At 73.3% G+C, this 25,628-nt stretch carries 22 protein-coding genes and 1 tRNA gene; 11 read left to right on the forward strand and 12 right to left on the reverse strand.

Features of this window, described 5'->3' with window-relative positions; genetic code table 11:
• Positions 1-88 precede the first annotated feature (88 nt).
• The 5 genes from FRANEAN1_RS03940 to FRANEAN1_RS03965 all read left to right on the forward strand — a co-directional run bounded on the left by FRANEAN1_RS03940 (position 89) and on the right by FRANEAN1_RS03965 (position 5,441).
• On the forward strand, positions 89-625 hold the full coding sequence (locus FRANEAN1_RS03940; RefSeq protein WP_020458459.1) for a DUF501 domain-containing protein: 537 nt from the start codon (positions 89-91) through the stop codon (positions 623-625).
• Positions 622-1,578, forward strand: coding sequence for a Ppx/GppA phosphatase family protein (locus FRANEAN1_RS03945; RefSeq protein WP_020458460.1), 957 nt, complete (start codon positions 622-624; stop codon positions 1,576-1,578). Before FRANEAN1_RS03940 ends, FRANEAN1_RS03945 begins: the two co-directional genes overlap by 4 nt.
• Positions 1,575-2,363: a uracil-DNA glycosylase gene (locus FRANEAN1_RS03950; protein ID WP_020458461.1), complete on the forward strand. Its 789-nt coding sequence runs from the start codon at positions 1,575-1,577 to the stop codon at positions 2,361-2,363. Before FRANEAN1_RS03945 ends, FRANEAN1_RS03950 begins: the two co-directional genes overlap by 4 nt.
• Positions 2,364-4,213: 1,850 nt before the next feature.
• Positions 4,214-4,288, forward strand: a tRNA-Leu gene (locus tag FRANEAN1_RS03960).
• Positions 4,289-4,643: 355 nt separating this feature from the next.
• Positions 4,644-5,441 (forward strand): Bax inhibitor-1/YccA family protein, encoded by a 798-nt coding sequence (locus FRANEAN1_RS03965; protein ID WP_020458463.1) that lies wholly within the window; start codon positions 4,644-4,646, stop codon positions 5,439-5,441.
• Positions 5,442-5,524: 83 nt separating this feature from the next.
• Here FRANEAN1_RS03965 and FRANEAN1_RS03970 read toward each other — a convergent pair whose 3' ends face one another.
• Both FRANEAN1_RS03970 and FRANEAN1_RS03975 read right to left on the reverse strand, forming a co-directional pair.
• Positions 5,525-5,932, reverse strand: a complete 408-nt coding sequence (locus FRANEAN1_RS03970) for a PPOX class F420-dependent oxidoreductase (protein WP_020458464.1) — start codon at positions 5,930-5,932, stop codon at positions 5,525-5,527.
• Positions 5,933-6,051: 119 nt separating this feature from the next.
• On the reverse strand, positions 6,052-6,279 hold the full coding sequence (locus tag FRANEAN1_RS03975; protein ID WP_020458465.1) for a DUF4287 domain-containing protein: 228 nt from the start codon (positions 6,277-6,279) through the stop codon (positions 6,052-6,054).
• Between the two features lie 109 nt (positions 6,280-6,388).
• Here FRANEAN1_RS03975 and FRANEAN1_RS03980 point away from each other — a divergent pair, with 109 nt between their 5' ends.
• The gene (locus tag FRANEAN1_RS03980; RefSeq protein ID WP_020458466.1) at positions 6,389-6,775 is read left to right on the forward strand and encodes a hypothetical protein; all 387 of its coding nucleotides are present in this window, start codon (positions 6,389-6,391) and stop codon (positions 6,773-6,775) included.
• 72 nt (positions 6,776-6,847) lie between these two features.
• Here the strand turns inward: FRANEAN1_RS03980 and FRANEAN1_RS03985 are convergent, their stop codons facing one another.
• Positions 6,848-7,981 (reverse strand): SGNH family hydrolase, encoded by a 1,134-nt coding sequence (locus tag FRANEAN1_RS03985; RefSeq protein WP_020458467.1) that lies wholly within the window; start codon positions 7,979-7,981, stop codon positions 6,848-6,850.
• 269 nt (positions 7,982-8,250) lie between these two features.
• Entirely contained in the window at positions 8,251-9,858 is a 1,608-nt protein-coding gene (locus tag FRANEAN1_RS03990; protein ID WP_020458468.1) for an MBOAT family O-acyltransferase, read from the reverse strand.
• Between the two features lie 219 nt (positions 9,859-10,077).
• Between FRANEAN1_RS03990 and FRANEAN1_RS03995 the strand changes: the two genes are divergently transcribed.
• Positions 10,078-11,016: an alpha/beta hydrolase gene (locus FRANEAN1_RS03995; protein ID WP_020458469.1), complete on the forward strand. Its 939-nt coding sequence runs from the start codon at positions 10,078-10,080 to the stop codon at positions 11,014-11,016.
• Here the strand turns inward: FRANEAN1_RS03995 and FRANEAN1_RS04000 are convergent.
• From FRANEAN1_RS04000 to FRANEAN1_RS04025, 6 genes are all read right to left on the reverse strand, one after another.
• Complete coding sequence (locus tag FRANEAN1_RS04000) at positions 10,991-11,500, reverse strand: membrane protein (protein ID WP_020458470.1); 510 nt, start codon at positions 11,498-11,500, stop codon at positions 10,991-10,993. The genes FRANEAN1_RS03995 and FRANEAN1_RS04000 overlap by 26 nt on opposite strands.
• A 42-nt stretch (positions 11,501-11,542) precedes the next feature.
• Complete coding sequence (locus FRANEAN1_RS04005; RefSeq protein ID WP_157472318.1) at positions 11,543-12,589, reverse strand: hypothetical protein; 1,047 nt, start codon at positions 12,587-12,589, stop codon at positions 11,543-11,545.
• A 146-nt stretch (positions 12,590-12,735) separates the two neighbouring features.
• A complete protein-coding gene (locus FRANEAN1_RS04010) occupies positions 12,736-14,733 on the reverse strand; it encodes a VWA domain-containing protein (RefSeq protein ID WP_020458472.1) in 1,998 nt (665 codons plus the stop codon).
• A gap of 104 nt (positions 14,734-14,837) precedes the next feature.
• Entirely contained in the window at positions 14,838-16,349 is a 1,512-nt protein-coding gene (locus FRANEAN1_RS04015) for a sigma 54-interacting transcriptional regulator (protein WP_020458473.1), read from the reverse strand.
• 114 nt (positions 16,350-16,463) lie between these two features.
• Positions 16,464-16,949: a transcription elongation factor GreA gene (gene greA / locus FRANEAN1_RS04020; protein ID WP_020458474.1), complete on the reverse strand. Its 486-nt coding sequence runs from the start codon at positions 16,947-16,949 to the stop codon at positions 16,464-16,466.
• A 106-nt stretch (positions 16,950-17,055) separates the two neighbouring features.
• A complete protein-coding gene (locus FRANEAN1_RS04025) occupies positions 17,056-17,277 on the reverse strand; it encodes a hypothetical protein (protein WP_157472321.1) in 222 nt (73 codons plus the stop codon).
• A gap of 290 nt (positions 17,278-17,567) precedes the next feature.
• Here FRANEAN1_RS04025 and mca point away from each other — a divergent pair, with 290 nt between their 5' ends.
• Both mca and FRANEAN1_RS04035 read left to right on the forward strand, forming a co-directional pair.
• Complete coding sequence (mca, locus tag FRANEAN1_RS04030) at positions 17,568-18,464, forward strand: mycothiol conjugate amidase Mca (protein ID WP_020458476.1); 897 nt, start codon at positions 17,568-17,570, stop codon at positions 18,462-18,464.
• Between the two features lie 97 nt (positions 18,465-18,561).
• Positions 18,562-18,882 carry a hypothetical protein gene (locus FRANEAN1_RS04035; RefSeq protein ID WP_020458477.1) on the forward strand — a complete coding sequence of 107 codons (321 nt, stop codon included), beginning with the start codon at positions 18,562-18,564 and terminating at the stop codon, positions 18,880-18,882.
• Between the two features lie 83 nt (positions 18,883-18,965).
• Here the strand turns inward: FRANEAN1_RS04035 and arfB are convergent, their stop codons facing one another.
• Together arfB and FRANEAN1_RS04045 are read right to left on the reverse strand one after the other, a co-directional pair.
• Positions 18,966-19,397 (reverse strand): alternative ribosome rescue aminoacyl-tRNA hydrolase ArfB, encoded by a 432-nt coding sequence (gene arfB / locus FRANEAN1_RS04040; RefSeq protein ID WP_020458478.1) that lies wholly within the window; start codon positions 19,395-19,397, stop codon positions 18,966-18,968.
• Between the two features lie 107 nt (positions 19,398-19,504).
• Positions 19,505-22,555: a class I tRNA ligase family protein gene (locus FRANEAN1_RS04045; RefSeq protein ID WP_020458479.1), complete on the reverse strand. Its 3,051-nt coding sequence runs from the start codon at positions 22,553-22,555 to the stop codon at positions 19,505-19,507.
• 277 nt (positions 22,556-22,832) lie between these two features.
• Between FRANEAN1_RS04045 and FRANEAN1_RS04050 the strand changes: the two genes are divergently transcribed.
• On the forward strand, positions 22,833-24,842 hold the full coding sequence (locus tag FRANEAN1_RS04050) for a thioredoxin domain-containing protein (protein ID WP_020458480.1): 2,010 nt from the start codon (positions 22,833-22,835) through the stop codon (positions 24,840-24,842).
• A gap of 190 nt (positions 24,843-25,032) precedes the next feature.
• Positions 25,033-25,563: a hypothetical protein gene (locus FRANEAN1_RS04055; RefSeq protein ID WP_020458481.1), complete on the forward strand. Its 531-nt coding sequence runs from the start codon at positions 25,033-25,035 to the stop codon at positions 25,561-25,563.
• Positions 25,564-25,628 lie beyond the last annotated feature (65 nt).

Genomic DNA, 25,628 nt, shown 5'->3' on the forward strand with positions numbered 1-25,628 from the left:
CGGCGTGGGCGGCGTGGGCGGTGTACACGGTGCGGGCGCTGTAGACGGCGCCGGCTGGACGGACGGCGCGGGCGGTGAGCTCGCCGTCGTGCACCGCCAGCTCGGCCGTCCGCCGCGGGCCGTGCTCGGCGTCGCGCACCGCTGTTCGTGCGGGCTGCCGGACGTCGTGGAGACAGCCCCGCGGCTCGAGGACGGCACGCCGTTCCCGACGCTGTTCTACCTGACCTGCCCGCGGGCGGCGGCGGCGATCTCGCGGCTGGAGGGCTCCGGCCTCATGCGGGAGATGACCGCGCGGCTGGGGACCGATCCCGGGCTCGCCGCCGCCTACCGCGCCGCCCACCGCGACTACCTGGCGCGCCGCGACGCCCACGGAACCCTGCCCGGGGACCCGAGCGCCGGTGGGATGCCCGACCGGGTCAAGTGCCTGCACGTGCTGGTCGCCCACAGCCTGGCCGCCGGCCCGGGAGTCAACCCGTTCGGTGACGAGGCTCTCGCTCAGCTCGCCGACTGGGGGGCCCGCGGGCCGTGCGTCGAGCCGGACGGCGCATCCTGTGCGGGGGAACCGGGGGGCTCGCGCGGCCATGCGGCACGCGTCGGCCAGGGACGAGAGGAGACCGCCGGATGACCCGCGTGGCCGCGATCGACTGTGGCACCAACTCCATCCGACTGCTCGTGGCCGAGCTCGACGAGGGGGCGGCCGGCTCCGGTGGGCGGCTGCGCGAGCTGATCCGCCGGATGGAGATCGTCCGGCTCGGCGCCGGCGTCGACCGCACCGGTGAGCTGGCGCCCGAGGCGCTGGCCCGGACGTTCACCGCGCTGCGCGACTACTCCGACGAGATCACCCGGCTCGGCGCGACCCGCGTCCGGATGGTCGCCACCAGCGCCACCCGGGACGCGCGCAACCGTGCCGAGCTGGTGGACGGCGTCCGCGCGATCCTGGGTGTCGACCCCGAGGTGATCAGCGGTGGCGAGGAGGCTGCGCTCTCCTTCGCCGGCGCGATCGGCGACCTCGACGGGGTCGCGACTCCGATCCTGCTGGCCGACATCGGCGGCGGCTCGACCGAGCTGGTGCTCGGCGGCGCCGAGGGCGTGCGGGAGTCGATTTCGGTCAACGTGGGCTGCGTCCGCATGGCGGAACGCCACCTGCACTCCGATCCGCCGGCACCGGAGCAGATCGCCGCGATCGTCGCCGACGTCCACGCGGCGTTCGACCTGGCCGAGCGCACCGTGCCCATCACCACCGCCGCCACCCTGGTCGGTGTCGCCGGGACGGTGACCACCGTCGCGGCGCTGGCGGCCGACCTGCCCACCTACGACCCCGACCGCATCCACCTGATGGTCACCTCGGCCGCCGACGTGGCCGCCGTCACCGCGAGCCTGCTCGAAATGACCCACGCCCAGCGCGCCGCGCTGCCGGTGATGCACCCCGGGCGGGTGGACGTCATCGCCGCCGGCGCACTGGTGCTGCGGACCCTCATGGAGCGGTCCGGAACCTCCATGGTGATCGCGAGCGAGCGGGACATCCTCGACGGCATCGCACTCTCGCTGGGCGGAGTGGTCGAGTCCGGGGCTCGGTGAATCTGCCGGGCTCGGGCTGGCCCGGAGACCCGGCCGTCCCGGGCACGCCCGTCGCCCGTTCCGGGCCGGAGGTGGCGACCCTCGCTGGGACGGCGCCGGACTGCGACGAGCTTGACGCGCGGATTTCGGTCTGCCGGGCCTGCCCGCGGCTGGTCGAATGGCGCGAGGAGGTGGCCGCCGTCCGCCGGGCCGCGTTCGCCGACCAACCCTACTGGGGACGGCCGGTGCCGTCGTTCGGGCCGGCCGACGCGCGGACGTTGATTGTCGGCCTCGCCCCGGCCGCGCACGGCGGCAACCGGACAGGCCGGATCTTCACCGGCGACCGCAGCGGGGACTGGCTGTTCGCCGCGCTGCACCGGGCCGGCCTGGCCGCCCTCGGGACCTCCGTCTCCGCCGGCGACGGCCAGCGGATGACCGGCGCGCGCGTGGTCGCCGTCGTCCGGTGCGCGCCGCCGGCGAACAAGCCCACCCCCACCGAGCGGGACACCTGCCGGCCCTGGCTGGTCCGGGAGCTCGAACTGCTGCGACCGGCCCTGCGGTCGATCGTCGTGCTGGGCGGATTCGCCTGGTCCGCGCTGTGGCCGGCGCTCGCGCGGGCCGGCTATCCGACGCCGGCGCGGCGCGTTCCGTTCGGCCACGGCGTCACGGCGGACGCGGGTCCGGTGCGGGTCCTCGGGTGCTACCACCCGAGCCAGCAGAACACGTTCACCGGTCGGCTGACCGAGCCGATGCTAGACGCCGTCCTCGCCGCCGCCGTGGCCGATCCGGTGGCCCAGGAGGGCTGATGGCGGCCCCGTGAGCTGATGGTGGTCCCGCGAGCTGATGGTGGTCCCGCGCGCCGGCTCCGGGGAGGCTCCGGCGTGCACTCGTCCGGCGCCCGGCTCGCTCCGGTGACGTCCCGGGCCGCCCGGACGGGAGCCCGGGTCGTCCTAGGCGGGGCGCGTTGCGTGGGGCCGCGAATCGCCGCGCGGCCAGGTGACCGAAACCACGGTGAAGGTCGAGTCTTGCGGAAACGCCCATTACCGTATCCGGTGGGAGCACGACTTCCCGTATGCGGGGACAGTGGGCCAGATCACGCCGCGACCGCCTATCGGACTAACGGACGGGTCGTGCGGCGAAGGCTCGGTGTGGTCTTCGAGGCTTGGCGTGTCTGCCCGTGGCAGCCGCATTTTTCCTCGTCGAGAAGGTGGTTCACCGCGGATCTCATTGTCCGCGGGGATACCGACCGGCGAACCCGCCGGCCGTCGTGGTGGGCCGGGTCGGGCCGTCCGGCCTGGGAGTGGCGTCCGGCGGTGGTCGTGCGGCCCCCTTTGTCCAGGACGGGTGGCCCCGGGCCCAGGTCGCTCGTGATGTCGCTTTGCGCTTCCGATCCCATTCGGAAGGTGTCCTCCGGGTGTCTGTTGGGATGCCGCTGTGTGGCCAGCGTCACCCCGGAACGGCGGACCGCGCAGGCACCGGTGGGCGGCCCGGCGGAGACGTCGGGGGAGGGCCGGCGGCCCGGAGGCGGCCGGCCGGGTCGGGGCCGCCGGGCCTGGTCCGCGCGTCCGCGGGCCGTCCTCGACGGAGCCGGAGCCGAGACCGCCTTCCCGGTGCCCGCTGAATGGCCTTCGAAATAGGTCCGTCGTCCCCGGCCGGTGTCGGCAGAACAACATCGAGGGCATGCCGGAGGATTCTGCTCGGCACTGGTACCGAATTCCGGTTGGCGCCGTGAGCGCCGGTGGCCATTCACGCGGCGGCCGTGGGTGCGGATTCCCTCGCCACATCGCTGATAACGACTCGAATCGTTTGGGACGGTGCCGCCGGGCCGCGCCGGCGCCCCGGCGCGCGACGTCTTTCGCGCCCGGGTGGGCGCTTTGTCGCACCACCTAGCCGGCTGGCTGGTTCGTCCGGCGGTCGGACCGGTCCGACCCGCCGCCGCTGCCGCACCGGAGGGCCCTCCTCGAACACGCCCCGCTGTCATCCTCGCGCCGGGCCCGGCCGCGGCGCTCGCGCTCGGCACGGAGTCGCCGGGCCGGCGGTGGACAGGTCGCACGCCGCGACCGACGGCTCGGGCGGCCTCCGCGGCCGCGCCCTCGCGCGCGGTGGCGCCGTCGACGCGTATCGCTGCCCTCAGCGCGTCGACGATGCCACCGCGCCGCCGGGTGCGGGAGCGGTCGCCTGGCGGGATCGACCGCCACGACTGGGATTGCCGGCCCGCCGGTCGGCCGGGACAGCGGGTGCTGGTGGGCGGCCTGCCGGCGGGAACGCGTGGCGCCGGACCGCCGGGCACCAGCCTGGCTCCGGCCCGGCCCCGGTGGGCGGAGTGTCGTCCGTCCGACGCGGCCGTCCGCGTGGGCGGGGGTCGGAAGGACCGGGACATTCGGTACTCTTGATCTTCGCGCGTGCGGCGGGGGGCGGGCCGGAGACGGACCCGAGGGGGGGCTGGGGGAGCGTCATGGGTGAGCCCGTGGCCGTCCCGCACCCTCCCAGATTCGAACCGTGGAGTGACCGCACGCCGCGGGAGAGCGGTGTCCGCGTCACCGTCGTCACAAAGAGTCACGAATTCGTCCGCGCCGGCCTCTCCGCACGACTTTTCCTGCGATGTGTCATTCCCAGACCCTACGTAGCGTGGTAGAAACATCAGCGATGTGAACGAGCCGGTGTATCCCAACAGGTAGAGGAGGCTGTCCTAAAAACAGCTCGAGTGTCGGTTCGACTCCGACCACCGGCACCCATCAATGTCGACCGCCGCGCCTCGTAATCCCCCATGGGGGATTACGAGGCGCGGCGGTCGACAGGCTCGTGATCAGTCTTGGCCCCCTTTGCCTGAAGGGCGCCTCCGTACGGTCTGATTCCCACTGGGACGCGCATTGCGTCCACTCCTGTCCCTTTCGCACCTTCTGTTGCTGATCGATGGGCGAGGCCCCCGGGCTGCGCCACCCGGCGATCGGCTGATCGTCTCCGGCCTGCCGACGGGATCACGTTGCGCGCAGGGTGCGGAACGGTCGTCATCCGGTGGTCGTTGTACTGTGCGATCGCGTGCGGCAGGTGGCCCGTCCGCGACTCGCTGGGGAGGTCCAGGCCCGATGGCAGAGCTGCGTTCATCCAACCCGGCGTTCACCCGGTCGGGCTTCGGTCAGAGCCGTTCGCCAGTCCCGCCGGCCGGTCCCTGGCCGCAGGGCGGCCCTGCTCCGTGGCCGGGTGGCCCGCCGCCCACCCCGGTGCACGACAGGCTGACCTTCGACGACGTCGTCATGCACACGCTCGGCGTGTTCGCGGTGATGCTGGTCGGCGCGGGTTTCGGCTGGTACCTCTCGCCCGACTCGCCGGGCATCGCGCTCGGGGCCGGTGTCGCGGCGCTCGCGCTGAGCTTCGTCATCTCGCTCCGCAGCCGGATCAGCCCGCCGCTCGTGGTGGTCTTCGCCGTGCTGGAGGGCCTGCTCGTCGGCGGGGTCTCGCGGTTCTACGAGTCCGCGTTCTCGGGCATCGTGCTCCAGGCGCTGCTCGGCACCGCGCTGGTGTTCATCGCCATGCTGGTCGCCTACCGCAGTCGGCGGCTCCGAGCCACCCCCCGCATGGCGCGGATCGTCACGGGCGCTCTACTGGGCGTGGTGCTGCTCGGCGTCACCGACCTCGTCATCAGGGCCGTGTCCGGCAGTCACCTGCCCGTGATCAACGACGCGTCGCCGCTGGGCATCCTGTTCAGCATCGCGGTGCTCGTGGTGGCCAGCCTGCAGTTCATCCTCGACTTCGACTACATCGAGCGGGCGGTCGCCTCCGGCGCGCCTCGCGAGGAGGCCTGGCGGGCCGCGTTCGGTCTGCTGATCGGCTTCGTGTGGGTGTACCTGGAGCTGCTGCGCCTGCTTTCCAAGCTCCGCCAGTAGCCCCGTACACTCCGGCAGCAGCCCCGGCGGGCTGGTCCCGGCCCTCGGCCGCCGTACGCGGCAGAGGGCGCATGGTGGTGGCCTCAGCCGGAGCGGTCCGGGCCCGCGGTGGTCGGCGTGACCCTGATCAGGCAGCGCTGCTCGCGCACCATCGCGGCACGGTAGTCATCCCAGTCCGGGTGCTCCCCCGAGATCTGGCGGTAGTAGGCGACCAGCCCGTCAAGGGCGTCGGGTAGCCGGATGATCTCGGCCGTGCCGCTGATCTGCACCCATGGCCCGAAGAAGCCGTCGGAGAGCACGCACAGGTGCACCCGCGGATCCCGTTCGATGTTCGTGACCTTCAGCGCGGTGACGCGGGTGCTGATCACCAGCGCGTCGCCCTCCACGCCGACCAGCACGGGAGACAGCTGCGGGGTGCCGTCACGGCGGGTGGTACCCAGGACGGCACGATGATGCTCCAGGACGAAGGCCCGGGCGGCGGCGAGATCCACGCCGCCATTCTGGTCCAGCGAGCCCGCGCCCGCCGGACAGCCCTGCCGGACCGACCCTGCCGGCGGTCGGACTGGGCCGGCAGCCCGGCCCGCGCCCGGCCGCCGGCCGGGATCATCGATCAGACGCGGATCGCGCGCCGACGCAGGTCGGCTTCGTGCACCACGGCCGCCGCGTACCGGTGCGGCAGGCTGTGCGCGTCCCGCAGCCAGCCCACTCGTTCCGAGAAGCGCAGCAGCCCAGGCCCGTCGTGCAGGCGGGCGAGCCAGTGCCCGACGTCGTGTCCGGTCGCCTTCGGCATGCGGTCGATGAGTCCCTGGTGGATCTGCGGGGAGCGGTACTGCGACATGCGCGCCTCCAGAGGTTGAACCCGACGTCAACGGACCATGAAGCGAGCGTGCCTCATACCACACGTCTGAGCAAGACCCGAGAGTGCCATCGTCGGGTATCCTGCCCGGATGTCGGATTCGGTCCGCGAGCTGTCCCGGCAGACGAACCTCCTGCTCTCCCGCGTGCGGAGCTGGACGGGCTCGTCCTGGGACGTGCGGATCCCCACCGGGGAGACGCGCGCCGCCCGGCTCCGGACGCTGATCGACGAGCTGGCCATGCTCGGCCGGCAGGCCGGCAGCGGCGCTCCGCTCGGCGTCCGCCCGCCGCGGGTGGCGGATCACGCCCTGCCCGACCAGCTCATCGTCCTCGCGGACGACTTCCTCGACGCCGTCACCTCGGCCGACCGGTCCGCCGCGCCGGGCCGGAAGGCCGATCTGATGGGCCGCGCGCTCACCGCGGTGAGCACCGCCCGCAACGATCTCGACGGCCCGGGTTTCGGCTTCCGGCCGCGCTGACCCCGGCGCCGCTGACCCCGGCCGTGCTGGTTCCGGTCTGCTGGTCCCGGCCGCGCGTTGTGGTGCCCGGTGTCAGCTCAGGTGCCAGTCTCCGCTGAGTGTGTGCAGGACCGGGCCCGCTGCCAGCCGCGCGCCGTCGAGGGTCAGGTGGACGCCGTCACGGGTGCGGATGAGCACCGAGTGGCCGCCGCCGTCCGTCAGATAGTCGGTGTAGGCTCCGCCGTTCGACAGGGCCGGCCGCAGGTCCAGGAAGCGCGCCCCGGGAACCCGGTCGGCGGCCGCGCGGGTCGCCTCGTTCATCCGTGTGAAGTACCCGTTCAGCGTGGTCGAGCGGGCGGGAGGCAGGCCGAGCCAGTACACCCGGCGGGTTCCGCCGTCCGACCAGATGCGCATCAGCACGATCGCCCGGCGGCGGTACTCGGCCTCCCACTGCGGTGAGCCGGCCGGGAGGATCGTGCCGTCCGGCTGGGTGATGCCCTGGCCGTCGTTGCCGCCCATCGCCACCACCACCGCCTCGGGGTCGCGCTCGGCGACCTGGTGACGGGCGTGGGTGGCCCAGTCGAAGAAGTCCGTGCGGACGAGGCCGGTGCCGAACCGGGTGTCGGTCTCGGCGCGGATCGCCGGCGGTGCCATCTTTGTGATCGTCGGCCCCAGCGACTCGGTCAACGAGTCACCCGTGACCAGCACTCGCAGCGGGTCGGCGGGGGTGGGGGTGCGCAGCGCGCCCGCCGCGTCGCCGTCCCGGCTTCGGTCTTTGACCTGGCCGGTGCCGGTGCCGGTGCCGGTGTTGGCGTCGGGCTCGGCGAGCGCAGCCGCGGCGGCGAGCTCGGAGTCGTCGGCCTCGCCCACGGTCGGGTCGGGGTGCCCGAAGGCCTTCGTCAGCAGCCGGTCGGGCTGGTTGAGTCGCAGCGTCGAGGTGACCTCGTCCAACGGACGGGCCACGCCCAGCACCAGGTCCCGGGTGGTGCCGGGCGGCATCCCCTCACCGGCGTGCACCATCGCGGCCGAGCGCAGGACCGCCAGCAGGGCCAGGCAGGCCACGACGAACAGCAGCGCCCGCCGGGCCGACACGGCCGGCGTGGCGGGCTCCGTGGGTTTGGCGGGCTCCGTGGGCGTGGCCGGCTTCGCGCGCGGGGAGGGAGGGTGAGCCGTGGGGGGCGCCGCCGGAGCGGTGGGCGCGCTCGGTGACCTGGCCTCCGGCGTCATCGGACGGGTCCGTGGAGCCGGTGCGCCGGGCTGCACCGGTGCACCGGGCGCGGCCGTCGGCGGCCGGTCGCCATCCCGGCGGGGAGCTGGCGCGGTTGGCGCCGATGCCGCGGGCTCGTCGCGCTGCGTCATGGCCTCCCCCGAGATTGTCGAGTTCTATGTGCTCAGGTGGTTACCTTAAGTGATGATCGCTGTCGGTGCAGGTCGTGCGCCTGGTGCGTCCGATGTGCGGGGTGCGGCAGGCGGATGACGCACGGGCGCGGGCTTCGTCAGAACCGGAAATAGATGAACGGCGCGACGTCCTGTTGGCCGACGAAGGTGTAGATGACCAGCAGGAACGCGACCACCATGATGATCTGCACGGTCAGTGGGCGGGCGGCGAAGGCCTGCTGTGCCCGGATCCACCAGAGCCGGGGGACGGCGGCCGTGCCGAGGCCGATCGCTATGGCGACCAGCACGGTGTTCGTCACCAGGGGTGATGGTCCACCGGCGGTGAGTAGGCGATGGAAGATCTCGCCGGCTGTCGCGAGGTCGGGTGACCGGAACAGCACCCAGGCCGCGCAGACGAAGTGGAACACAACGAGACGTCCGAGCCAGGCCTGTGACGTGTGCCGCCGGCCGCGCATCGGGACGGTGGCTGCGACCGGGGCGGCGCCGCCGACCGTGGCGGCCGCGCCGGCGGGGCCTGACCGGTCCGCCAGGGCGCCCACCGGCACCTCCAGGGACCGGGCCGGCGCGGGCACCATCGGCCTACCGACTCCACCGACTCCACCGCCGCCGACGTCACCGGTACCGCCGCCGCCGAATCCGTCCACCGGGCGCGGTCGGCCATCGCGGCGGGCGCGCCAGGCGCGTTCGGCGGCGAGCCCGCCGCCGTGCAGGGCGCCCCAGACGACGAACGTCCACGCGGCGCCGTGCCAGAGTCCACCGAGGACCATGGTGATCATCAGGTTGACGTACGTCCGGCGGCGGCCCGCACGGTTTCCGCCCAGCGGGAGGTAGACGTAGTCGCGCAGCCACCGGGACAGCGTCATGTGCCAGCGGCGCCAGAAGTCCTGGAGGCTGGTGGCCGTGTAGGGGCGGTCGAAGTTGTCGGGGAAGCGGAAGCCGAGCAGCAGGGCCACGCCGATCGCGATGTCCGAGTAGGCGGAGAAGTCGCAGTAGATCTGTACGGCGTAGCCGTAGACCGCCACCGCGATCTCGCCGGAGGAGTGCCGTCCCGGTGCGTCGAAGACCGGGTCGACGATGCGAGTGGCGAGCAGGTCCGCGAGGACGACCTTCTTCACCAGTCCGCCCGCGATGAGGAAGACCGCCCTGGTCGCCTGTACCTGGCGCGGGTCCCGCGGCGCGGTGAGCTGGGGGGTGAACTCGCTGGCCCGCACGATCGGCCCGGCGACGAGGTGCGGGAAGAACGCCTCGTAGACGGCGAAGTCGATCAGTGACACCGGGCGGATGTCGCCCCGCCACACGTCGATCACGTAGGACAGCGCCTGGAACGTGAAGAACGAGATCCCGATCGGCAGCGCGACCTGCAGCAGCGGCAGCGGTGCGGGCAGCCCGACATCCTGCAGGGCCCGGTCGACGGACAGCGCGAAGAAACCGTAGTACTTGAACCAGCCCAGCAGTCCGAGGTCGCAGGCGATGGCGGCGATCAGGATTCGCCTGTCCCGGAAGCGGTGGATGGTGACCGCCGCGGCCTGGTTGATCAGGGTGGAGGCGACGATGAGCAGCACGAACCGGGCGTCCGCGTAGGCGTAGAAGAAGTAGGAGGCGCCCAGGATGAACGGTTTCCACAGCAGTGGGACCGGCATGAGCAGCCAGGAGACGGCCATGACGACCACCAGGAACGCGGCGAACTCGATCGTTGGGAATACCACGCGCAACCGCCCGGCGTCTGCTACGGAAAGAGTACGGTCAACTACTGAAAGTAGTTGAAGTGGCGGTGTGGCGCTCCCCGACGGGCCATCGGCCGGCCCAGGGCGGGGGGCGGGTCACCCCGAGGGCACGTGGATCACCCCTGTGTGACGCGGGTGACATGAAGCCGATTCGCGGCCGTGCACTGACGAAACGGCGGGGTGGTCGCTACCGTCCCGGGCATGAGAATCGTTCCCGTCAACGGCCTCGAGCTGGCCGTCGAGGTGCACGGTGATCCGGACGGACTGCCGTTGGTACTCGTGAGCGGGATGGGACAGCATCTCGTCGGTTGGCATCCCGAGCTGCTCGCGAGCATGGTCCGGCGCGGCTACCGGGTGATCGTCTTCGACAACCGGGACGTCGGGCACTCCACCCACCTCGACTGGCACGGCGAGCCCGACCTGCTGGCCATCGTGAACGGCGAGACGGAGCTCGCGCCCTACCGGCTCGAGGACCTGGCCGCCGACACGCTGGGCCTGATGGACGTCCTCGGGCTCGACTCCGCCCACGTCCTGGGCCTCTCTCTGGGCGGGATGGTGGCGCAGATCCTCGCGCTGACCAGCCCCGAGCGGGTGCGCAGCATCACCTCGGTGATGTCACACCCCGGCGATCCCACCGTGAAGCCGACGGACGAGGCCGTCGACCTGCTGCTGCGCCCCAGTCCGACCAACCTGGCGGAGTTCGTCCTCGCCGCCGAGGAGTCCGCCCGGGTCATCGGCTCGCCGGAGTTCGCGCTCGACGTCGAATGGCTGCGCACCCGCTCGGCGGTGCTCTGGGAGCGGCGGCAGAACCCCGCGGGGGTCGCCCGGCAGCTCGCCGCCGTCCTGGTGGCGCCGAACCGCACCGAGGCGCTGCGCGCGCTGCGGGTGCCGGCCCTCGTCGTACACGGCACGCTCGATCCGCTGATCCCCGTCCGCGGTGGACGGCTGACCGCGGCCGCGATCCCGTCCGCGGAGCTGATGGAGATTGACGGGATGGGGCACGACCTGCCCAGACAGATCTGGAGCCGGCTGCTGGACCGGCTGGAGGACGTCACACACCACGGCGAGACCGTGCGCGCGGATGCGGCGCGCACGCGGGCCCCGGACAGCATGGTCAGGACCCCGGTTTCACCACCATGAGCGCGATCACCACGACCCAGCAGGTGACGGCGGCCGCGGCCCCGATGGTGATCATCGGGAGCTGGCGGCGCGCGTCACCGCCGCGTTCGATCTCGTGGACGGCCTTCCGCAGGTTCCGCGCGACCACGGTCATCGTGATCGAGACCGCCGCGAGCCACAGCACGATCGACGCCGCCAGCCACGGGTCGCCGAACCCGCGGACGCTGCCGAACGACCCCTGCCGTACGATCACCAGCCCGAAAAGAACGATCAGGACGGTCGCGGGCGGGTAGTACCTGGTCGTTCGCACGGCGGCGCGCATCCTGGGCAGGCCGGCCGGGCCCGTCCGCACCAGCCCGGGAGCCGCGGCGGTCGTGACGCAGAGCGGCCCGACGAGCAGGACGGCCGAGAGCACGTGGAGGGTGAGGAAGAGCCCGAAGCTGCCCGAGTGCGGCATGTCGAGACCGTATCCAGCGCCGGCGGGGCGCCCGCCGCGGGGCGGCACGACTCCACCTTCGGGTCCACCTTCGAGGCCCCGCCGCGGCGGTCAGAGTTCCATCGCCTGGTAGTACAGCAGCTCGATCGCCCGCCCGAAGTAGGTGCCGTAGATGGTCTGCGACTCGCCGACGTAGGCGTAGCTGACCACGCTGTCGACCCAGCCGGCCCCGGGCCCGGCCCGGCCGAGCCCGATGATCAGCGGTCCGCCGCTGGCGCCACCGGTCATGTCGCAGTTCAGCCCGAGCGACACCGTCCCGTACGGGTCGGGGGAGGGTGCCCCGGCGCAGTAGACCAGCCGGTTGCCGTCGTAGGGCGCCAGCCGCGGGTATCCGAACGCGTACTGCGCGAAGGTGCGGGGCTGGTTGAAGGCGATGCGCTGGGCGCCGACGACGTCCTCGAGGTGACGGCCCCCGCGCGCGTTGAACAGGACGAACCCGGTGTCGTAGTCGAAGTCCCCGTCCAGGCCCCAGCCCGGGGTGACAGTGATCCGGCGGGCCGTCCACAGCCCGTACGGCATCCGTCCCTCGGAGTATCCGGGCATGAAGACGACGTTCGTCGCGAACTGGTCGCCCGTGCCCTCGTGCAGGCAGTGGCCCGCGGTCACGGCCAGGTCGCGGCCCGGGCTGGACACGACCGTCGCCGAGCAGGCGTAGTCGACGCCGCGCAGCGTGGTGAACAACCGGCCGACCGTCTTCGTCGCCAGCCCGCCGTAGACGTAGGGGGCGCCGGTGCTCGGCGGCGGCGGCGTGGCGTCGCGCTGGTCCTCGCCGGCCGTGGCGGCCCCGTCCAGCGCGGACGGAGCCGGCCGGTCGCCGCGCTCGGCCGTGTCCGCTGTCTGCGCCCGGGCGCGCCGGTCGGCGGACCAGTACCGCTCGATCCGGGACTGCTCGTAGGGGCTCGCCGCGACCGGCGCCGACATCGGCTCGGCGTAGGGACGTCCGAGCGGTTCGGAGTACGGGCCGGCGAAGGGGCCGGGCAGGTCCGAGAAGGGCGCGGGCGGGACGGTTTCGGTGGCACCGCCGGCCGGGAGGTCACCGGCGGCGGCGGCCGCCAGCGTCGGGACGGTCGGGGCGACCGAGCATAGTGCCGCCGCCACCGCGGCCGCGGCGACCCACCGCCGGCGCCGGTGGGTTCCGAGTCCGTCGCCGCGTCCGCGCTCTGCCACCACGAGCGCGCACGGTAGCAGGTTGATAACTCATGGTGCTCGTGTTGGGTCGGGTGGTTCGCCGGCCGACCCGGGGCTCAGCGGGCGACGCGCCGCGAGCTGCGGGAACGCAGGTAGTCCCGGATGACGTAGCTGCCCAGCGCGGACGGGTCCGGGGAGAGCACCCGCCCGCCGTTGCGGCGGGCCATCTCCTCGACGAAGCGCACCAGGCGGGGCTCGTCGTCCAGCATGAAGACGTTGATCGTGACGCCGCGGCGGGTCAGCCGGTCGACCTCGGCGAGCGTCAGCTCCAGTGTCTCGGGCAGCGGCGGCCAGGAGAAGGACGGCGTGCCGTTGCGCTGCAGGTGGGCTGTGGGCTCGCCGTCCGTCACCACCATGATCACCGGCTCGGAGTCCGGGTAGCGGCGCAGCAGCCGTCCGGCGATGAGCAGCGCGTGCTGCAGGTTCGTGCCCTGGACCATCTCCGAGTCGAGCCCGGCGAGCTCGACCGGGCGCAGCTCGCGGGCGTAGTCGGAGAAGCCGACGATGTGCACCTTGTCCTGCGGGAACCGGGTGGCCACCAGGGTGTGCAGTGCGAGCGCGGTCGACTTCGCCACCCCCCAGGTGCCGCGCAGCGCCATCGAGTAGGAGAGGTCCACGAGCAGGCAGACGGCCGCGCTGGTGCGCCGCTCCGTCTCGGCGACCTCGAAGTCGTCGACCGCCAGCCGGATCCGCTGGCCCCGCCCCGGCGGCCCGCCGCGCAGCACCGCGTTGCGCACCGTGCGGACGACGTCGATGGGCTGGGTGTCACCGAACTGCCAGCGCCGGGACGTCCCGAGCAGGTCACCGGCCGAGCCGGCGTCGGTGAGGCTGTGGTCGCCGCGCCCGCGCGCCGCCACCTCGCGGAAGATCCGCGCGAGCGCCGACTCCCCGATGCGCCGGACGGCCCGCGGCGTGAGCTCCAGCGCTCCGGCGCGGCGGGTGACGAACCCCTGCCGCTCGAGCTCCCGCTCGATCTGCTGCAGGTTACGCAGGTCGTCGACGGCCGAACGGCCGAGCGCGCGCTCGACGGCCTCCGGGTCGACGTCGTCCAGGGACGCGCCCGGGTAGTCCTGGCTGAGTGAGGCCGCGAGGTCGTCGAGCTCCGCCAGCTCCTCGAGCGCGCTGGTCGCGTCACCGAGGCCGAGCGGCTCCTCGCCGGTCATCGCGTCGGAGAACCGACCCCGGCCGCGCCCGCGCGAGCGTCCGCCCCAGTCCAGGCCCGGCCGAGCCGACCGCAGCGCCTGCGACAGCCGGGACATCTCGGTGGCCAGGCCCATGTCCTCCATCGCGGTGGACATCAGGTCGGCGAGCTCCTGGCGCTGCTGGGGGGTCAGTCCGGCGAGCAGGCGCGCCGCCGCCGCGGCCCGGCGGGCGAGCACGTCGACGAGCTCGTCGAGGTTGCGCGGGTTCTCCGGGAAGAACTCGCCGTTGCGACGCATGAACTCGTCGAAGCGGCCCTGGGTGTCCTCACCCCGGGCGTCCGCCTCCAGCAGCTCGTTGAGCTCGCGGACCATCTCGCGCACGCGGGCCATGTCCTCGGGCGAGGCGCCCTGCAGCGCCTGCTTCATGCCGCGGAACTGCGCGTCGAGGACCTCGCGGCGCAGCAGGTCGGAGATCTGCTCGTAGGTCTCGCGGGCCTGCGGCGAGCGCCAGTCGTAGTCGGCCAGCTCGCGCACGGCCCGGGCCGGGTCGGACGGCAGTGCGTCCAGCTCCGCCTCGCGCATCCGCGCCTCGTCCGCCGGGTCGGGGAACAGCGCGGCCCGCTCCTGCCCGACCGCGGTGTCGAGCAGCCGGCGGACCTCCTCGAGGGTGCCGTCCAGCCGGCCGCGCGAGCGGGCCTCGCGGCGCCGGCGCTCGATCGCGCGGCGCAGGTCGTCCAGGCCGCGGCGGTTCGGCATGCCCCGGCGCAGCAGGCTTTCCAGGGCCTCCCGGGGCGTGCGCCCCTCGAGGATCTGCCGGGACATCTCGTCCATGGCGTCGGTCGCGGAGAACGGGGAGGCCAGCGGGTCCGGCCCGCCGTCCCATGGGCCGTAGCGGAACTGTCCGGAACTCACCGGTTCCTCCTGGGTGGCCTGTGCCGTGCGGCCGTGGCCGCGGTCCGGCGGCGCGCCGGTGGCGTCGCGGATTGGCGGAGTGGTGCGGGGCCCGGTGCCAGCGGTCAGCCCCCGTAGACCGTCCGGCCGGGCAGTTCCTCCTTGGCGAGCCGGCGGTTGAGGTGCAGGCCCTCCATCGCCAGCTCCAGGGCGGCCGCGGCCAGCCCCGGCGACTCCGCGCCGTCGATGTCGAGGCGGTTGAGGATCGCCGCCAGGCCTGGGACGGGACCGACCCGGCGCAGCAGCTCGGCCGCCGGGACGAGATCGCCCGTCTCGACCGCGCCGTCGCGCTCGAAGCGCTGCTGCAGGCCGGAGAGGTCGGTGCCGGCCAGCTTCGCTCGGAAGGTCTCCGCGATCGCGCGGCGCAGCAGCAGGGCCAGGACCTCGTCCTCGCGGCCCTCCTCGAGCTGGTCGAACTCGACCTTGCCCCGTACCGCCGGGACGATCGCGGCCAGGTCGACGACCCGCGCGGTGGCGGTGTCCTCGCCGGTCAGCGCCGCCCGGCGGACGGCCGAGGCGGCCACCGTCTCCGCCGCCGCCACCGCGAGCCGGGCCGACACACCCGAGCGTTGGTCCACCTGCGGCGCGTCGCGCACTGCCCGGGTAAACCGGGCGACCACCTCGATGAGGTGGTCGGGCAGCTCGGGCCGGCCCAGCGGCGAGTCGGCCCAGGAGACCACGGCCTCCTGCCGGATGAGCCGCAGCTCGTCGTCCAGGCGCAGCGGGTAGTGCGTGCGGACCTCGGCGCCGAAGCGGTCCTTCAGCGGCGTGATGATCCGGCCACGGTTGGTGTAGTCCTCCGGGTTCGCCGAGGCGACCAGCAGGATGTCCAGCGGCAGCCGCAGCATGTAGCCGCGGACCTGGATGTCTCGCTCCTCAAGCACGTTGAGCAGCGAGACCTGGATGCGCTCGGCCAGGTCGGGCAGCTCGTTGATGCTGAAGATGCCGCGGTTGGTCCGCGGGACCAGCCCGTAGTGGACGGTCTCCGGGTCGCCGAGGGTGCGGCCCTCGGCGACCTTCACCGGGTCGACGTCGCCGATCAGGTCGCCGACGCTGGTGTCGGGGGTCGCGAGCTTCTCGCCGAAGCGCTCCGAGCGGTGCCGCCAGGCGATGGGCAGCCGCTCGCCCACCTCGGCGAGCAGCAGGCGGCACCGGCCGCACACCGGCGCGTAGGGGTGGTCGTTGATCTCGCAGCCGGCGATGGCCGGCGACCACTCGTCGAGCAGGCCGACGAGCGTGCGGATCAGACGGGTCTTGCCCTGCCCGCGCTCGCCGAGGAAGACGATGTCGTGCCCGGCCAGCAGCGCTCGTTCGACCTGCGGCAGGACGGTGTCGTCGAAACCGACGATGCCCGGGAAACGGGTCTCGTCGGCCCGCATCCTGGCGAGGAGGTTGCCGCGCAGCTCGGCGCGCACCGAGCGCTGCCGGTGCCCTGATCTGCGCAGGTCAGCCAGGGTGATGTCGGTCGGCGGAGTTCCGGACCCGGGGGCGTCGGTCGTCTTCCGGGCCGTCGCGCCGACGGTGATCGGGTTCGTCGGAGGCGTGGACGGACTGTGCGGAGCCGGCGGATCTGCCACCAGCCGACGGTACGTCCACGCCGGCCCGCGCGCAGCGGAGTGGGAGGCCGTCCGCTTATGGCGTACTCCGCCCCGCTCGCCCGAGACGTCCTCAGAACACGTAGGACGACGTCCTCAGGACGCGTACGGCGCGACCGAGACGATCTCCACGGTGGCCGGCCGGCCGTTGGGAAGCGTGTACTTCACCGTGTCTCCGGCCTTGTGTCCGGTGACCGCGCCGCCCAGCGGGGAGGCGGGGGAGAATACCTCGATGCTCGCGCTGTGGTCCTCGCGTGAGCCGATCAGGAACCGCTCGGTCTCCTTCTCCCCGGGGAAGCGGATCTCGACGATCGTGCCGGGTCCGGCCTCGCCGGACGCGGCGGACGACGCCTGGCCGACGCGCGCGTCGCGGAGCAGGTCCATCAGCTGGCGGATGCGGGCCTCCTGCTTGCCCTGCTCCTCCTTGGCCGCGTGGTAGCCACCGTTCTCCTTCAGGTCGCCTTCCTCCCGCGCGGCCTCGATCTTCGCGGCGATCTCCGTCCGCCAGGTGCCCGTGAGGTAGTCGAGCTCGGAGCGAAGTCGGTTGTAGGCCTCCTGAGTGAGCCAGGTCTGCTGCGTCACGCGTCACGCTCCTCGAGGGATACCAAAGTTCTTACTTTACTGGAGGGAATCATGGTTGCCGGTTTGTCCGACCCCGTTCCGACGACCCCGTTCCGACCTCGTGAGGTCAGCGCACGGCCGACGCCACGGCGGTCGGCACGAGGCCGAGCCGAGCGGGTGTTCCGGCCGTCCTCGACGTCGGTTCGCCCGGCGCGCGCGGCCGTCCGTGCGACGGGCCGGCGCGGCCGTTGACCGGTGGCTCGCTCGAGGCCGGGCCGACGACGATGTCGGCGTGCCGGCCGGCGACCTCGCTGTCTTCGGAGCGTGCGCGGACGGTGTATTCTGCCACGGCTCTCGGTGACTTTTCCAGATCGAAAGTGAACTGGGTCTCGCCGGGTGACCGGGTGGCTTCCGTACCCACCCTGTCGGGGGCGACCGCATGGCACCCCGGCGACCTGCCTGAACGCCGGCCGTGTGCCTGGCCGAACGCCTGCCCTTGCGGCGCTACCGGCCAGTAGCCCGGGTACCCTGCGGCCGGTGCGAGGCGCTCGCCGGCCCGCGTCAGGCGCTCGCCGTGCGCCCGGCTGTCGCCGTGTCGGCCTGGGCTGGGCCCGTCCGGCCGTCAGCCACAATGGTCGCATGTTCCCGGACGAACAGGAGCGTGGTCTGCGGCTCATGGCCGTCCACGCGCATCCCGACGACGAGTCCAGCAAGGGCGCGGCGACGATGGCCCGCTACGCACACGAGGGCCTCGAGGTCCTGGTGGTCACGTGTACCGGCGGCGAGGCGGGCAGCGTCCTCAACCCGGCAATGGACTCTCCCGAGGTGCTGGCCCGGATGACCGAGGTCCGCCGGGAGGAGATGGAGCGGGCGCGGCAGATCCTGGGCGTGCGCCAGGAGTGGCTGGGGTTCCTCGACTCGGGGCTGCCCGAAGGTGACCCGCCGCCGCCGCTGCCGGAAGGGAGCTTCGCCACGCTGGAGCTGGCCGCCGCGTCCCGGCCGCTGGTCCGGCTGATCCGCGAGTTCCGCCCGCAGGTCGTCACGACCTACGACGAGAACGGCGGCTACCCGCACCCCGACCACATCATGACGCACCGGATCAGCGTGGAGGCGTTCGAGGCGGCGGGTGACCCGGCGCGCTACCCCGAGGTCGGCGCCGACGTCGGCCTGGGGCCGTGGCAGCCGCTGAAGCTCTACTACCACCTCACGTTCCACAAGGACCGGATCCTCGCCCTGCACGAGGGAATGCTGGCCGCCGGGCTGGAGTCGCCCTATGCCAAGCGGCTCGACGAGTGGATCGACCGCGCCGAGGACACCGGCCGGCTCACCACCCGGGTGCCCTGCGCCGACTGGTTCGAGGTGCGCGACCGCGCCCTGCTCGCGCACGCCACCCAGGTCGACCCGAGCGGGCCGTGGTTCCAGGTGCCGCTGGCACTGCAGCGCCAGGCGTGGCCCACCGAGGACTACCAGCTCGCCCGGTCGCTGATCGAGGTCGGGGTCCTCCCCGAGGACGATCTGTTCAACGGGATCCGCTGACTGTCGGTGGCGCGGCGTAGGGTCGCGGAACGGGCAGACGCACCGGACATCGACAGCGGACAGCGGACATAGGACAGCGAACAGGAGGTGCCGGTCGGTGGGTGACACATCCGGCGGAACGCGGCTCGCCGCGGAGATCGGCACGGGTACCGGCGGCGCTCTCGTGGTCTTCGCGCTGATCCTCGCCTCGGTCGCGTTGTTCACGTTCCTCTCGGGCAGCCTGCGCCGGATGCGGGCGAACGTCGCCAGCGGCGAGTTCGGCTCGGAGGCGCGCGAGCGGGGCCGGGCTGCGGCCGAAGATTCGGCGCCGGCCTCCGAACCGGCGGCAGGCAGCGCGGCGGTGAGCAGTGCGGCGGCAGACGGCGCCGCGACCGGTGGCACGGCGACCGGCGCGGAGAAGGACCCGGACCCGGCCTGACCTGCGGCCCGGCCGCTCGGTCGTCGGGTGCTGCTCTTGGTAGTCGGGTGCTGCTCTTGGTACCAGTGCTGCTGCCTGGGTGTTCAGTCGTCCGGGCGGTCGCGGCGGGCACGTTTGATCGTGGAGCGGCGCTTCTTGCCGGCCAGCCGGCGCTCGACCGAGCCGCGGGTGGGGCGGGTCGCCTGGCGCGGCCGGGGCGGCGGCGCGGTGGCCTCCCGGAGGGTGCTGGCCAGCCGGGCGAGCGCGGCCTCCCGGTTGCGGAGCTGGGAGCGGTGCTCGGAGGCGGCGAGCGTGAGCACGCCGTCCACCAGCCGCCCGTCAAGGCGGGACAACGCCCGCTCCCGCATCTGCTCCGGGACGGAGCCCGACCGGGCCAGGTCGAACGACAGTTCGACCCGGGAGTCGGAGGTGTTCACCGACTGGCCGCCAGGCCCGGCGGATCGCGAGTAGCGCCACGCCAGCTCGCCGGCCGGGATTCCGAAGCCCGGCCGGATCACCAGGACGCTCGGCAGCATCCGTCCATCGTGCCAGCCGGCAGCGGTGGCGTCCCGGGCGTTTCGGACCCACCGCCGGAGATCGCCTACCGGCGGGCCGTACCGGGCGTTTCTCCCGGCCGGCCGGCTCAGCCCAGGGCGATGTTCACGATCCGGCCGGGGACCACGATGAGGCGCTTGATGGTGCGCCCGGAGGTGTGCCGGGTGTAGTCCGCATGTGCCTCCAGGACCGCGCGCACGGCCGCCTCGTCCGCGTCGGCCGGGACGTCGATCGTGAAGCGCACCTTGCCGTTGACCTGCACCGGCAGCCGCACCGTCGCGGCCGCCGCCAGCGACTCGTCCCCCTCGGGGAAGGGCACGGCGCAGACCGAGCCGGTGTGCCCCAGCCGCGTCCACAGCTCCTCGGCGATGTGCGGCGCCAGCGGCGCGGCCATCAGCACCAACGCCTCGGCCAGCTCCCGCGGCGGGCCGTCGAGCCCGGCGCCGAAGCGCTTGCTGGCCAGGTTCGTCAGCTCGATGAGCCGGGCGACCGCGGTGTTGAAGCGCAGCTCGGCGTAGTCGGCGCGGACGGCCAGGATAGTCCGGTGCAGGGCCTGCGCGGTCTCGTCGTCGAGCGCGGCGGCACGGACCCGTGGCTCCCCGGTGCCCTCGTCGATGATGTTGCGCCACAGCCGCTGCAGGAACCGGTAGGAGCCGACGATGTCGTCGGTGCGCCACGGGCGGTGGGCGTCCAGCGGGCCCATCGCCATCTCGTACACGCGCAGCGTGTCGGCCCCGTAGCTGTCGTACATCTCGTCGGGGCTGACGCTGTTCTTGAGGCTCTTGCCCATCTTCCCGGAGCGCCGGTTGACCGGGGCGCCCTCGTGGCTGAACGACCCGTCGGCACCCTGGACGACCTCGGTCGCCGGGACGTACATGCCGCGCTCGTCGGTGAACGCGTCCGCCTGGATGTAGCCCTGGTTGTAGAGCCGCTTGAACGGCTCCCTGGTCGAGACCAGGCCCAGGTCGTACAGCACCTTGTGCCAGAACCGGGCGTAGAGCAGGTGCAGCACGGCGTGCTCGACGCCGCCCACGTACAGGTCGACGCCTCCGTCGCCGGCCGGGCCGCGCTCGGAGTGCATCCAGTAGCGCTCGACGGCCGGGTCGACGAAGCGCTCGGAGTTCGTCGGGTCCAGGTAGCGCAGGTAGTACCAGCAGGAGCCGGCCCACTGCGGCATCGTGTTCAGCTCGCGGCGGTAGCCGCGCGGGCCGTCGCCCAGGTCGAGGGTGACCGTGGTCCACTCGGTGGCCCGGGCCAGCGGGGGGACGGGCTCGCTCTCGTCGTCGTCGGCCATCGCCTTCGGCCGGAAGTCGGTCATCTCCGGGAGCTCGACCGGCAGCTGCTCCTCGGGTACGGCGCGGGGCATGCCGTCGTCGTCGAAGACGATCGGGAACGGCTCACCCCAGTAGCGCTGGCGGGAGAACAGCCAGTCCCGCAGCCGGTAGGAGCGGGTCGCCCGGCCGCGGCCGGCGTCCTCCAGCCAGCTGATCGTCGTCTTGATCGCGTCGGCCTTGGACAGGCCGGCCAGCACGGGCCGGTCCGTGGCGCCGGCCAGATACGAGCCCTCGCCGCTGAACGCCTCCGGCCAGGACGACGCCGGAGCCCCGGCGGCCAGGTCGCGCTCGGCCAGCCACGCCTCGTCGGGCTCCAGGACCGCGGGAATGGGCAGGCCGAACTCCTGGGCGAAGGAGAAGTCACGCTCGTCGTGCGCGGGCACCGCCATGATCGCGCCGGTGCCGTAGCCGAGCAGGACGTAGTCCGCCAGGAAGACCGGGATCACGCCGCCGCCGACCGGGTTGCGGACGTACGTCCCGGTGAACACGCCGGTGCGGTCGATCTCCGTGCCGCCGCGCTGGCGGTCGCTGCGCCGGGCGGCGAACGCCCGGTAGGCGTCGACGGCCGCCTGGGGCGTCCACTCCCCGTCGGTGACACCGGCAGGGCGTTCCTGCGCGAAGCGCCAGCCCGCCGGGGTGTCGGCCGGCCACGAGGTGGCGGTCAGGGCGTCGACCAGCGGGTGCTCCGGCGCCAGGACGAGGAAGGTCGCCCCCGGCAGGGTGTCGGGCCGGGTGGTGTACACCTCGACGTCGATCGGCGCCGGCCCGACCGGGGCATCCACCCCGCCCGCGCCGGCCGTGTCGCCCGCACCGGTGACCGTGGAGAAGCGGACGGTCGCGCCGTCGCTCGGGCCGATCCAGTTCCGCTGCATGTGCTTGATGGAATCTGGCCAGTCGACCAGGTCCAGGTCCGACATCAACCGGTCGGCGTAGGCGGTGATCCGCATCATCCACTGGCGCAGCGGACGGCGGTAGACCGGATAGTTCCCGATGTCGCTGCGACCCTCGGGCGTGACCTCCTCGTTGGCCAGCACCGTGCCCAGCCCCGGGCACCAGTTGACCAGCTCCTCGGAGATGTAGGTCAGCCGGTGCGCGTCGACGACCCGGCGGCGCTCCGTCGCGGTCAGCTCCGACCAGGCGGCCTGCCGCGGGTTCGCCTCGGCCGTGCCGGGCCCGGTCGCGGCGCGGTGCCCGGCGTCGAGCTCCTCGACCAGCTCGCTGATCGGACGGGCCCGCCCGGCGGCCTCGTCGTACCAGCTGTCGAAGATCTTCAGGAAGATCCACTGTGTCCACCGGTAGTACGCGGTGTCGGTGGTGGCGATCTCGCGGCGGGTGTCGTGGCCCAGTCCCAGCCGGGAGAGCTGGCGGCGCATGTTCGCGATGTTCGCCTCGGTCGTCACCCGGGGGTGCTGGCCGGTGTTGATGGCGTACTGCTCGGCCGGCAACCCGAAGGCGTCGTAGCCGAAGGTGTGCAGGACATGACGCCCGGTCATTCGCAGGAAGCGGGCGAAGACGTCCGAGCCGATGTAGCCCAGCGGGTGGCCCACATGCAGGCCGGTTCCGCTCGGGTACGGGAACATGTCGAGGACGTAGAACGGGTCACGGCCGCGGACCGCCTCGAAGCCCTCGGACAGCGGGCCCGTCGGGTTCGGTGACTCGAAGGTGCCCTCCCGCAGCCACCGCTGCTGCCAGTGCCGCTCGATCTCGGCGGCCAGCCGGGAGTCGTACCGGTGGGGCAGGTCGCCGTCACCGGCCGCGGTTCCCGCGGGCACCGCGGCGGGGCCGCGCTCGGTCGTCTCGCTCATGGCAGGTCGCATCCCAGGGCTTCGATCACTGTTGACCCGCCCGCGCTCGCGCGCCCTGCCGACGACGGCCGTCCGCGGGCCCAGCGAGGTCGTGGCGGTCGAGGCGGTCGTGAACCGGAGCGAGTGAACAGCGGGGATCACCTTCGGCCTCCAGCGTATCGGTTCGGCCACGGCCCCCCTCCTCCCGCGCACGGCTGTCGCGAGACTGTGGGCCGGAGGGGCCCTGATTGCCCTGGCGCGGCCGATGTCCCGGCCGTGGCGATGGCATGGTGGTGCGGTGCCCAACAAGCTCGCGGAGCAGACGTCCCCCTACCTGCTGCAGCACGCCGACAACCCGGTCGACTGGTGGCCCTGGGGGCCCGAGGCGTTCGCCGAGGCCACCACCCGCGGGGTGCCGGTGTTGCTCTCCGTGGGCTACGCGGCCTGCCACTGGTGCCACGTCATGGCGCACGAGTCCTTCGAGGACCCCGAGATCGCTGCGTACATGAACCAGCACTTCGTCAACATCAAGGTCGACCGGGAGGAGCGCCCCGACGTCGACTCGGTGTACATGGACGTCACGGTCGCGCTCACCGGGCACGGCGGCTGGCCGATGACGGTGTTCCTCACCCCGGCCGCCGAGCCGTTCTTCGCCGGCACCTACTTCCCACCCCGGCCGATGCGGGGCAGCGCGTCGTTCCCCCAGGTCATGGCGGCCATCGTGGACGCGTGGACGGCGCGCCGGGCGGAGGTCGAGCAGTCCGGGGCGGACATCGCCCGCCAGCTGGCGGAGGCGGTGGCGCCCGGTGGAGCGGCGTCCGGCGGTGGGGCCACAACACAGATCACGGCCGACCTTCTCGACCGGGCGGTCGCCGGGCTGGCCGACCGGTTCGACTCCGTGCACGGCGGGTTCGGCGGGGCGCCGAAGTTCCCACCGTCGATGGTCGCCGAGATGCTGCTGCGGAGCTGGGCCCGCACCGGGGACGGCCGGGCCCTGGGAATGGTGCGCGAGACCTGCGAGCGGATGGCGCGCGGCGGGATGTACGACCAGCTCGGCGGCGGCTTCGCCCGCTACAGCGTGGACGAGTCGTGGACCGTCCCGCACTTCGAGAAGATGCTGTACGACAACGCCCAGCTGCTGCGGGTCTACCTGCATCTGTGGCGGGCCACGGGCCTGCCGCTGGCCGAGCGGGTGGTGCGCGAGACCGCGGCCTTCCTGCTCGCCGACCTGCGTACCCCCGAGGGGGGCTTCGCCTCGGCGCTCGACGCCGACGCCGTGCCGGCGGGCAGCCCCGGCGGCCATCCCGAGGAGGGCGCGAGCTACTCGTGGACGCCCGCCCAGCTGGTGGACGTGCTCGGCCCCGACGACGGTGCCCTGGCCGCGCGGGTCCTGGGGGTCACCGCGGAGGGGTCGTTCGAGCACGGGACGTCCGTGCTGATGCTGCCGGCCGACCCGGAGGACCCCGCCAGGTTCGCCCGGGTCCGGGCGGCGCTGGCCGCCGCGCGCGCCACCCGCCCGCAGCCGGCCCGGGACGACAAGATCGTCGCGGCCTGGAACGGTCTGGTCATCGGGGCGCTCGCCGAGGCGGGCGCGCTGCTGGGCGAGCCGTCCTGGGTGGGGGCCGCCGAGCGCGCCGCCGAGCTGCTGCGGGACGTCCACCTGCACGAGGGCCGGCTGTGGCGGACCAGCCGGGACGGCCGGCGCGGCCCCAACGCCGGTGTGCTGGAGGACTACGGGTGTGTCGCCGAGGGCTTCCTGACGCTGCACCAGGTGACAGGCGCCGCGGGCTGGCTCGCGCTCGCCGGCGAGTTGCTCGATGTGGTCCGGGCGCGGTTCGCGGCGCCGGACGGCGGTTACTTCGACACCGCGGACGACGCCGAGGCGCTGCTGCGCCGGCCGCGGGACGCCTCCGACTCGGCGACCCCCTCGGGCCAGGCGGCCGTCGCCGGCGCCCTGCTGACCTACGCGGCGCTCACCGGCTCCGCCGATCACCGGGACAGCGCGCGGGCGACCGTCGAGCAGCTCACCCCGCTGTTGAGCCGGGACGCCCGTTTCGCCGGCTGGGCGGGTGCCGTCGCGGAGGCCCTGCTGGCCGGGCCGGCCGAGGTCGCGGTGGTCGGCCGGCCGGATCTGGAGCGTCTGGCCAGGCTCGGCACCGCTCCCGGCGCGGTTGTCGTCACCGAGGGCCCGCTGACCGCGGGCCGGGACGAGCCGGCCGTCTACATCTGCCGGGACTTCGTCTGCGAGCTCCCGGCGCGGACCCCGGAGGAGGTCCGCGCGCGGCTGGGAGTGCGGCTTCCAGCCTGACCCGACTGGCACGGGCCGGTTTGTTCGCTGAGGCCGAACGGCCTGGTCCGGACGGCCCGCGCACTGTCACGATTGGCTGTGTAAGCATGTAATCGGCGGCGCGGGCCGGGCGCGGCGTGAGCGGCCGGCCCGGGCGGGGCCACCGTGCCGCCCGACCGGGCGTGCCATCCGACCAGGTGAGGGGTCTGTCATGGCCGGTCTTCGCGGGCGTGGGGGCGGACGGGGAGGCGAACGGCCCGAGCCCGTCCCGGCCGATGACGTCGCCGCGTGGTTCGCCCGCCGGGTACCCGACGGCTGGTTCACCGGGCCACCGAAGGTCACCGTCGACCGGGACGAGATCACCGTGGTCGGCGCGCTGCCGCCGTCGGACGCGGACCGGGTCGGCCGAATCCGCGGATTCCGCGAGGAGACCCGGGACGCGCGAATCGGCATGGCCCGGGAGGCGGAACTGCGCTACGGCCGCAGCGTGTCCTGGGGGGTGTCGCTCGGAGGTAGTACGGAGTTGTTCACCACCGTGTCCGTTCCGGTGATGACCCGGCTGCGCCAGCCCGAGCGGCAGGTTCTCGACACCCTGGTCGATTCCGGGGTGGCGCGCAGCCGGAGCGAGGCCCTTGCCTGGTGCGTGCGGCTGGTGGGGGAGAACGCCGACACCTGGCTCGCCCGGTTGCGCGAAGCGATGGAAAAGGTAGAGCAGATCCGGTCGGAAGGACCGGGAATCTAGTCCCGGCCCGACTGTTTGCCGTCGAATCTTGGACGGGGGGTCCGACCGGCCGAGGGTGAATCCGC

Origin of the sequence: Parafrankia sp. EAN1pec (assembly GCF_000018005.1) — a bacterium.
GTDB lineage: Bacteria > Actinomycetota > Actinomycetes > Frankiales > Frankiaceae > Parafrankia > Parafrankia soli.

What these genes read in the sequence shown, in the direction of transcription:
- FRANEAN1_RS03945 (WP_020458460.1), top strand. Translation starts at nt 622, where the DNA reads ATGACCCGCGTGGCCGCGATCGACTGTGGCACCAACTCCATCCGACTG.
- FRANEAN1_RS03965 (WP_020458463.1), top strand. Translation starts at nt 4,644, where the DNA reads ATGGCAGAGCTGCGTTCATCCAACCCGGCGTTCACCCGGTCGGGCTTC.
- FRANEAN1_RS03975 (WP_020458465.1), bottom strand. Translation starts at nt 6,279, where the DNA reads ATGTCGCAGTACCGCTCCCCGCAGATCCACCAGGGACTCATCGACCGC.
- FRANEAN1_RS03980 (WP_020458466.1), top strand. Translation starts at nt 6,389, where the DNA reads ATGTCGGATTCGGTCCGCGAGCTGTCCCGGCAGACGAACCTCCTGCTC.
- FRANEAN1_RS03985 (WP_020458467.1), bottom strand. Translation starts at nt 7,981, where the DNA reads ATGACGCCGGAGGCCAGGTCACCGAGCGCGCCCACCGCTCCGGCGGCG.
- FRANEAN1_RS03995 (WP_020458469.1), top strand. Translation starts at nt 10,078, where the DNA reads ATGAGAATCGTTCCCGTCAACGGCCTCGAGCTGGCCGTCGAGGTGCAC.
- mca (WP_020458476.1), top strand. Translation starts at nt 17,568, where the DNA reads ATGTTCCCGGACGAACAGGAGCGTGGTCTGCGGCTCATGGCCGTCCAC.
- arfB (WP_020458478.1), bottom strand. Translation starts at nt 19,397, where the DNA reads ATGCTGCCGAGCGTCCTGGTGATCCGGCCGGGCTTCGGAATCCCGGCC.
- FRANEAN1_RS04045 (WP_020458479.1), bottom strand. Translation starts at nt 22,555, where the DNA reads ATGAGCGAGACGACCGAGCGCGGCCCCGCCGCGGTGCCCGCGGGAACC.
- FRANEAN1_RS04055 (WP_020458481.1), top strand. Translation starts at nt 25,033, where the DNA reads ATGGCCGGTCTTCGCGGGCGTGGGGGCGGACGGGGAGGCGAACGGCCC.